This window comes from uncultured Gemella sp. (genome assembly GCF_963537375.1).
Classification (GTDB): Bacteria; Bacillota; Bacilli; order Staphylococcales; family Gemellaceae; genus Gemella.
This window is the reverse complement of record NZ_CAUTDQ010000022.1, coordinates 25,780-33,635: the sequence shown is the minus strand read 5'-3', so window position 1 is coordinate 33,635 and position 7,856 is coordinate 25,780. Positions and strand designations below refer to the sequence as shown.

The window sequence follows — 7,856 nt, the reverse complement described above, 5'->3', positions numbered from 1 at the left end:
CTTTTATCTTTTTTAGTGTAATCATAAAAATCTCCTTTTTAATATTATAACATAAGAAAAATTGAAAAATATATAAATGAATTAACTTAAGCAGTCTTATTCCTATATTAAAGAGGATTATGATATAATATGTCATGTAGAAAATTAGAGAGGTGAAAAATGGAAAAATTTAGTAAGATTATATCTGATATTTTTCTTTGGATTATGAATATCGGATTGTTGATTATAGGGGTACTATTATCATTTGGTTTAATAATGGAAGCTAAGGAAATATTTTTTGAAGGTACAAAATTTTTATCCGATCAAGGTAATTATCAACACTTTGTAGAAGGAATATTAGTATTTTTCTTATATTTCGAGTTTGTTGCTTTAATAGTTAAATACTTTAAAAATAATTATCATTTCCCACTTAGATATTTTATCTATATTGGAATCACCGCAATTATAAGATTGATTATTGTTCAGCACGATGATCCGAAAAGTGCATTGATATGGGCAGCAGCAATATTACTGTTAGTAATTAGTTTAGCTATTGCCGAGAAATTTATAAAAAAAGATTAAGAAAAGACTTCGAACAAAATCTGTTCGAAGTCTTAGTTTTATTTCACAGTGTATTTACCTGTTTTGTAGTCTATAGTTACTCCTTTTTGGAAGTTTGGTAAAAATACATTATATTTTACACTCTTACCGTTATCTTCAACAGACATTGCTTCCATTATTACTCCTTGTGCTACAAGATCATCACCTTTGAATACTGGAGTTACACGGTAACGAACATGTTTTTTGGTCTTTTTAACGTAGTCAGCAACTTCATTTTCAAAAGGAATCATATTAAGATTCATAAATCTTGTACCAGTCATTAAGTTTTTATCATTATCATTTTCTCCAGCAAGTTGGAAAGCGATAAGATGAGATCTATCGTAAACGTGAGTTCCATGGTTACTTTGCCATCCGCTAGGACGAACGTGTGCAATCTCTTCACGTTTATCAGTTGGCATTAAATCAACACCGATAATTCCGTTTGCTTGGCCAACACGACCAAGTTTATCAAGTGGACTGTAATTTTCAAAAGATGTTGTAGAAAGATCTTCTTTAGCAAAATACGGATTATTGTTGTTTAATACCTTATATTTATTATTATCAGTTGCTTCGCTTTCTTTTGGAGCAGTTAAAGAGTTTATTACATCATCGGGTATTTTTGAAACACTTGTAAATGTTGTAGTATTTGAATTTTTATTTGATGGTTTATTAGTATAGTAAGTTATAGCTAATGCAGCTAGAACAACTATAGCGATAGAAATAATTGAAAATAATGAAAATTGTTGTTTTTTTCTCTTTGCCATATGGCCTCCTTATTTTTATAGTATGTTAAATAACTAAGAGGAAGAGTTAAGCTCTTCCCCAAAAATTAATTTTATTATTTGAAATAATTAATACCCATTGCATCTTTTACTTCATCTAAAGTAGCTGCTGCAACTCTTTCAGCTTTTTCACTTCCAGCTTTAAGCATTCTATAAACTTCTGCTTTATCTTTTGCAAACTCTTCGCGGCATTCTCTGATAGGACGTAGGTAATCTTGCATTACATCATTTAAACGACGTTTTAGTTTCATATCACCAAGTCCTCCACGAGAGTAGTGTTCTTTTAACTCGGCAACTTCATCTGTACGAGAATCAAAAATATCAAGGTATGTGAATACCACATTTCCTTCTACTTGACCTGGATCTTCAATTTTAATGTGATTTGGATCAGTGTACATTTTCATGATCTTAGCTTTAATGTTTTCTTCACTGTCCCCTAAGTAAATACCATTATTTAAACTTTTACTCATTTTTCCTTGTCCGTCAATACCGACAAGTCGAGCATGATTTTTTGGCGGTAAAACAATCTCAGGTAATACAAGAACTTCTTTATTATAAGTTCTATTGAAATCACGTACAATTTCACGAGTTTGTTCAAGCATTGGTTTTTGATCTTCTCCAACAGGAACGTGTGTTGCTTTAAACGCTGTAATATCAGCAGCTTGACTCACAGGATATGTGAAGAATCCAGCAGGGATACTTTCACCAAATTTCTTATCGTTAATTTCTTGTTTAACAGTAGGGTTACGGTGTAATCTTGAAACTGAAACTAAATTCATATAATACATGTATAATTCAGCAAGTTGTGGAATTTGTGATTGAATGAAAATAGTTGTTTTACTAGGATCAATTCCTACAGCAAGGTAATCAAGTGCAACTTCTGTTATATTTTCAATAACTTTCCCAGGATTATCAGCATTGTCAGTAAGTGCCTGTTGATCGGCGATCATAATAAATACTTCAGTATCATCTTCATTTTGTAAAGCTATACGATTTTTTAAAGAGCCAACATAGTGCCCTAAGTGAAGTTTACCAGTAGGTCTATCTCCAGTTAAAATAATTTTTGTCATAAAATGGTAACTCCTTTAAAATAATTTTAATAGTTGTTTATAATTATACCATAATCTAGAGAAAGTTTGTTTGAATTAGTATAAAAAATATTATTTTGAATAAAAATTTAGTGTTTTAGTTAGGAAAAGATGATATAATAAAAGATAAAGAAATAGTTAATTATTAAGGAGATTAATATGATATATATAGAATCAAAAAGTAATGATCCACGATACAATACAGCATTAGAGTTATATGCTTTTAATGAACTTGCAGAAAAAGATGATGTATTTATGTTATGGATTAATTCACCATGTATCGTTGTAGGTAAAAACCAAAACACAACTGAAGAAGTAAACCAAAAGTTCTGTGATGATAATGGAATTAAAATTGTTCGTCGTGTAAGTGGTGGTGGTGCAGTTTATCACGATTTAAATAACCTAAACTATACAATTATCTCTAATGGAAGAAGCGGAGAAGAATTCGACTTCAAATCATTCTCACAACCTGTACTTGATGCGTTAGATTCATTAGGAGTTAAAGCAGAATTTACTGGACGTAATGACCTAGAAATCGATGGACAAAAATTCTGTGGTAACGCACAATATGTACGCAATGGTCGTATTATGCACCATGGTTGCTTAATGTTTGATGTTAATACTTCAGTTTTAGCAGATGCTTTAAAAGTTTCTAAAGATAAAATTGAATCAAAAGGTATTAAATCTGTACGTTCACGTGTTACAAACATTAAAGACCACCTTCCAAATCAAGATATGACAGTTCAAGATTTCGTAGCTGCACTTAAAAAATATATGAGTGAAAAATATGAAATGACTGATTTTGTAGCAACTGAAGAAGATGAAGCTGCAATCTTAGCTATCCAAGAAGAAAAAAATAACTCTTGGGACTGGGTATATGGTAAAAATCCTGATTTCAACATTAAACGTAATAGAAGACTTAAAACTGGTAAAATTGAAGCTAATATCATGGTAGAACAAGGGGTTATTACTAATATCAAATTCTACGGAGACTTTTTCGGAGTAATGGACGTTGAAGATATCGCTAAAAAATTAGTAGGTGTAAAATATCAAAAAGAAGATGTTCAAAAAGTTTTAGAACAAATTGATATTAATTCATACTTCTTAGGAGCTACATTAGAAGAAGTAGTAGATATCTTAGTAGACTAATAAATAATAATGGAGTGAAGTATTATGATAATTGCAACGACAAACTATATTCCAGGAATGGAAGTAGTAGAATATAAAGGTTTAACTACAGGTGAAGTAGTAGCTGGAATTAATGTTATCAAAGATATAGGAGCAGGAATTCGAAACCTTTTTGGTGGAAGAGTTAAAGGGTATGAAGATGAAATTATTCAAGCGAGGGCTGAAGCTTTAAAAGAGTTAGAAGCTCGAGCAGCTGCCATGGGAGCCAACGCTGTTATTGGAGTTAGAATTGATTTTGATGCCATAGGAGGCGACGGTAATAATATGCTTTTAGTTACTGCTACAGGAACAGCAGTTGTAGTAAGATAAAATATATAAATATTAAAAATAAAATTAATAGCAATATTTTATAAGATATTGTATAATATTAGACAGTTATTAAAATTTCAATAGAGAGGAAAAATATAATGAAAAAAATATTTAATTTTAAAAAGATTTTCTCTATTTTACTTTTAACAATCGCTCTAGTAGCATCAGCTGTATTTGTAGCTGGATGTAGCAGTGATAAGAGTTCTAGTTCATCAGATTCGACTTATAAAGTAAGTAAAGAAGATAAAGATTATTTATCAAAACGTTTTGCAGATTTAACTAAGACGAATAATGAGACTGTGGGATATGTTTATGCACCAGGTACAGATTTAGATGAGCCTGTAGTGCAAACTAATGACAATGAAACATACTTAAATAAAACATTCGAAGGTGGGAACGTACCTTACCTTGGTACTGTATTTATGGATATGGACAACAAAAAAGATTTCCACGATAGATTAACTTGGTTATTTGGACACGCTCGTGGAAGTAAAGTTGGAGATCACCGTATGTTTAACGATGTTAACTATTATGATAAACAAGAATATATGGATAAACACAAATACGTAGTAATCGAAACTCCAGAGAGAAAATACTACTATGAAGCAGCATTCTTAACAATCGTACCAGAAACAACCTCATTCTATCGTTTAGATTTTGAAAGTGATGAAGATTTCTTAAATCAATTAACTAATGTTAAAAAAGACGCTACAACTAAGAATGATAGTGTTCAACTTAAAGCAACAGACAAATACTTAGTATTATCTACTTGCCGTGAGGAAGATGAAACAATCAGATCTAATCTGTACTTACGTCAAATCCCAGATAATGAGATGAGTGATTTTGAAGCTAAACATAAAGATGAATTAAAATATGTAGCTAAAAGATAATATGCAATAAAAAGCAATCCAGTGATTTTAATCACTAGATTGCTTTTTTCTATTTAGTAATATTATGTTTAGGCATCATTCTAAATTCTCTAATTAAGAAGAATAAAGAAATAGAAATTGCACAAAAATCAGTAACAGGAGTTGCATAAATTATTCCACTTAACCCAAAATAGTGTGAGAGAATAAATAACATTGGTATTAGCACTATAAGTTGTTTAGTTAAAGCAATAGTAACACCAATTTTTGGTTTTCCTATTGCAGAGAAGAATGTTGAACTTGAAATTTGAACACCATTTATAAATGTAAATAGCAAGAAGAATCTCATATATTTAACTGCAAATTCAAAGTAAAGTGCATCACCATTTCCAAATAGACTAACAATTTGTTTAGGGAAAATCTCAAAAATCAGGAAGAACGTTATTGAAATAATCATCGCGTATTTCATAGTATATCTCATAGTAGTACGAACACGTTCATATTTTTGTGCACCATAATTGTATCCAAAAATAGGTTGAGCCCCTTGAATTAATCCAATAATAATAGCTATAAATATTATATTAATTTTAGCTACAATACCAGCAACTGCTATAGGAATATCGTTACCGTATACAGAATTTGTACCGTGAATGTTTAATAGGTTATTTGTTACAATTTGAGCAATCATATTAGATCCTTGGAAAACAAATGATGGCATCCCAAATCCTGCAGCTACTTTTAATAAAGGTAGCTTAGGTATGAAATCTTGTTTATTAAATTTAACACTTTTAAATCTTGGAAAATAAAATACAAGTATCATCGCAGATAAAAATTGACTTATTACTGTAGCCCAAGCTGAACCAGCAATTCCCCAACCGAATCCAAAAATAAAAATTGGATTAAGAATAGTGTTAAGGACAGCACCAAAAATTATAGCAAACATTGAGTATTTTGGACTATTATCTGAACGAACAATAGGGTTAGTACTAATAGAAATTAGCAAGAACGGAATACCTAAAGAAGTAATTCCAGCAAATGTCATCGCATATTCTAAAATTTCATCTGTAGACCCGAATGCGTACATTAGAGGTTTTAAAAATATATGTACTAGAATTGTGATGATAATACCTATAATAAATAATGAAGAAACCGCAGTACCAACAACTGATTTAGCTTTTTCAGGATTGCCTCTCCCTAATTCAAGATTAAAATTAGATGCTGCACCAATTCCTATCATTAATCCTATCGCTAAGCAAATAGTAGTAAGAGGGAAGGCGACATTTGTTGCAGCGTTACCTAAGTAACCAACACCTTGCCCTATAAAAATCTGGTCAATTACACTATACATCGCATTAATAATATTCGCTGTAATAGCAGGCCATGCAAATGATATAAGTAATTTTTTTAGTGGTTTTGTTCCTAATGGATTTTCAATGTTGTTTTGTTTGTTTACCATACAATATCCTCCTTAAGTTATCTTATTCAATAAAGAGAAGAAAATAGTAATTTCTTCTTCAGTTAAGTTTTTAAGAACTTCTTTTTCAGCTGTGTTTAACAGATGAGAGTACGTTGATAAAACTTCTTTTCCTCCTTCAGTTAAATGTAAAGTATAAGAACGTCTATCTTTTACTCCACGTTTTCTAATAACAAAGTTCTGTTTTTCCAGTACATCGATATTACGCCCAACAATATTTCTGTCTTTTCTATGTATTTCAGCAAGTTGTGCTTGAGTAACACCTTCATTTTCTGAAACGTAAATAAGAGTAATGAAATGCCCATGTGTAATACCAATCTCAGATAAAGGTTGTTTTGTATAATTTCTCATATTTTCTAAGAGTGTGATAAGTTTATAACCTAACGCATCTTTTAACATAAATTCACCACCTAAAATAATATAGCTAATATATTATATACCTGGTATACTATTTTGTCAATATAAAAAAGGAAACACTGAAAATAATATGTTTCATACTTTCTTTTCAGTGTTTTCTTGTTATTATTGAAAATTAGATTCTGTTTGAACTACTATAAATACATAGAGATAGTTAATGCTCTAAACCTCCCGTTATCTTTGTATCTTCTTTATCAAAGTAATTTACAGAAGTTTTTATAATAATTTTTAAAGCTTGGATTATTTCTTCCTTTTTCATAAAAGGCATGTTGGGTTTATCTATAACCTGTTCTTTAATATATGGTATATGAATAAATCCAGCTTTAATATTTGGATATTTTTTTGAAGATAGGTATAAAGCTTCATACATAATATGATTACATACAAAAGTACCAGCAGTATTAGAAATTGCAGAAGGGATATTGTTTTTATTCAATTCATCAACAATTGCTTTTATTGGTAGTGTAGAAAAATATGCATTTTCTCCATCTTTTCGTATAGCTTCATCAATAGGACTATTTCCAATATTATCTGGAATTCTAGCATCATCAATATTAATAGCGATACGTTCAGGTGTAATTTTACTTCTTCCGCCAGCTTGACCAACACAGATAACTATATTAGGAGAAAATGAGTCTATATTTTCTTCTAAAACACGTGAGCTATCTTTGAAGACTGTAGGTAGGGTAATTTTTTTTATTTCTATATTATCTATTACATCTGGTAAGCTATTAACACATAAACTAGAAGGATTAATACTCTCGCCACCAAATTTATCAAAACCAGTTATCAATACTCTCATAAGGCACCTCGTAATATTTATAAAAAATATATTGTAATAATTAACTTAATAATATGCTAAGGTAAGTATTACATCTCAATTAATTAAATTTTTAAATTATACTAATTATAAAACAGTTTAGATAATTTGAAAATAGTATTTTTGAAATTTTAGGAGATAAATTGTAATTCGTAGTAAAATAAATCATTAATTCTTTAAATTTAATTTTCAGATTTTTAAGAATTAAATTTACATTATTCTGAAAAAATGATATAATCTATTTATTATCTAAGATGTATTTTGTAAAAAGATAAGTTTTACTTTATTGTTAGTTAGTAAAACAAGGATATGTGAAGTAATGTGTAACAAATG

Annotated in this window: 9 protein-coding genes; 4 read left to right on the top strand and 5 right to left on the bottom strand. The window is 29.7% G+C overall.

The window, feature by feature from the left end; genetic code table 11:
* Window positions 1–159: 159 nt before the first annotated feature.
* Entirely contained in the window at window positions 160–561 is a 402-nt protein-coding gene (gene psiE / locus RYK99_RS05560) for a phosphate-starvation-inducible protein PsiE (RefSeq protein ID WP_314990880.1), read from the top strand.
* A 38-nt stretch (window positions 562–599) separates the two neighbouring features.
* Here the strand turns inward: psiE and RYK99_RS05555 are convergent, their stop codons facing one another.
* Together RYK99_RS05555 and trpS are read right to left on the bottom strand one after the other, a co-directional pair.
* Complete coding sequence (locus RYK99_RS05555; protein WP_314990878.1) at window positions 600–1,343, bottom strand: DNA/RNA non-specific endonuclease; 744 nt, start codon at window positions 1,341–1,343, stop codon at window positions 600–602.
* 74 nt (window positions 1,344–1,417) lie between these two features.
* On the bottom strand, window positions 1,418–2,431 hold the full coding sequence (gene trpS / locus RYK99_RS05550) for a tryptophan--tRNA ligase (RefSeq protein WP_314990876.1): 1,014 nt from the start codon (window positions 2,429–2,431) through the stop codon (window positions 1,418–1,420).
* 177 nt (window positions 2,432–2,608) lie between these two features.
* Between trpS and RYK99_RS05545 the strand changes: the two genes are divergently transcribed.
* The 3 genes from RYK99_RS05545 (at window position 2,609) to srtB (ending at window position 4,836) form a co-directional block, all read left to right on the top strand.
* Window positions 2,609–3,598, top strand: coding sequence for a lipoate--protein ligase (locus tag RYK99_RS05545; RefSeq protein WP_003146763.1), 990 nt, complete (start codon window positions 2,609–2,611; stop codon window positions 3,596–3,598).
* Window positions 3,599–3,622: 24 nt separating this feature from the next.
* Window positions 3,623–3,946: a heavy metal-binding domain-containing protein gene (locus RYK99_RS05540; protein ID WP_314990874.1), complete on the top strand. Its 324-nt coding sequence runs from the start codon at window positions 3,623–3,625 to the stop codon at window positions 3,944–3,946.
* 98 nt (window positions 3,947–4,044) lie between these two features.
* On the top strand, window positions 4,045–4,836 hold the full coding sequence (srtB, locus tag RYK99_RS05535) for a class B sortase, LPKTxAVK-specific (protein ID WP_314990873.1): 792 nt from the start codon (window positions 4,045–4,047) through the stop codon (window positions 4,834–4,836).
* Between the two features lie 49 nt (window positions 4,837–4,885).
* Here the strand turns inward: srtB and RYK99_RS05530 are convergent, their stop codons facing one another.
* The 3 genes from RYK99_RS05530 to pcp form a co-directional block, all read right to left on the bottom strand.
* Window positions 4,886–6,268 carry an MATE family efflux transporter gene (locus RYK99_RS05530; protein WP_314990872.1) on the bottom strand — a complete coding sequence of 461 codons (1,383 nt, stop codon included), beginning with the start codon at window positions 6,266–6,268 and terminating at the stop codon, window positions 4,886–4,888.
* A 12-nt stretch (window positions 6,269–6,280) separates the two neighbouring features.
* Window positions 6,281–6,685 carry a MarR family transcriptional regulator gene (locus RYK99_RS05525; protein WP_314990871.1) on the bottom strand — a complete coding sequence of 135 codons (405 nt, stop codon included), beginning with the start codon at window positions 6,683–6,685 and terminating at the stop codon, window positions 6,281–6,283.
* Between the two features lie 172 nt (window positions 6,686–6,857).
* Window positions 6,858–7,505 carry a pyroglutamyl-peptidase I gene (pcp, locus tag RYK99_RS05520; protein WP_314990870.1) on the bottom strand — a complete coding sequence of 216 codons (648 nt, stop codon included), beginning with the start codon at window positions 7,503–7,505 and terminating at the stop codon, window positions 6,858–6,860.
* Window positions 7,506–7,856: the final 351 nt, after the last annotated feature.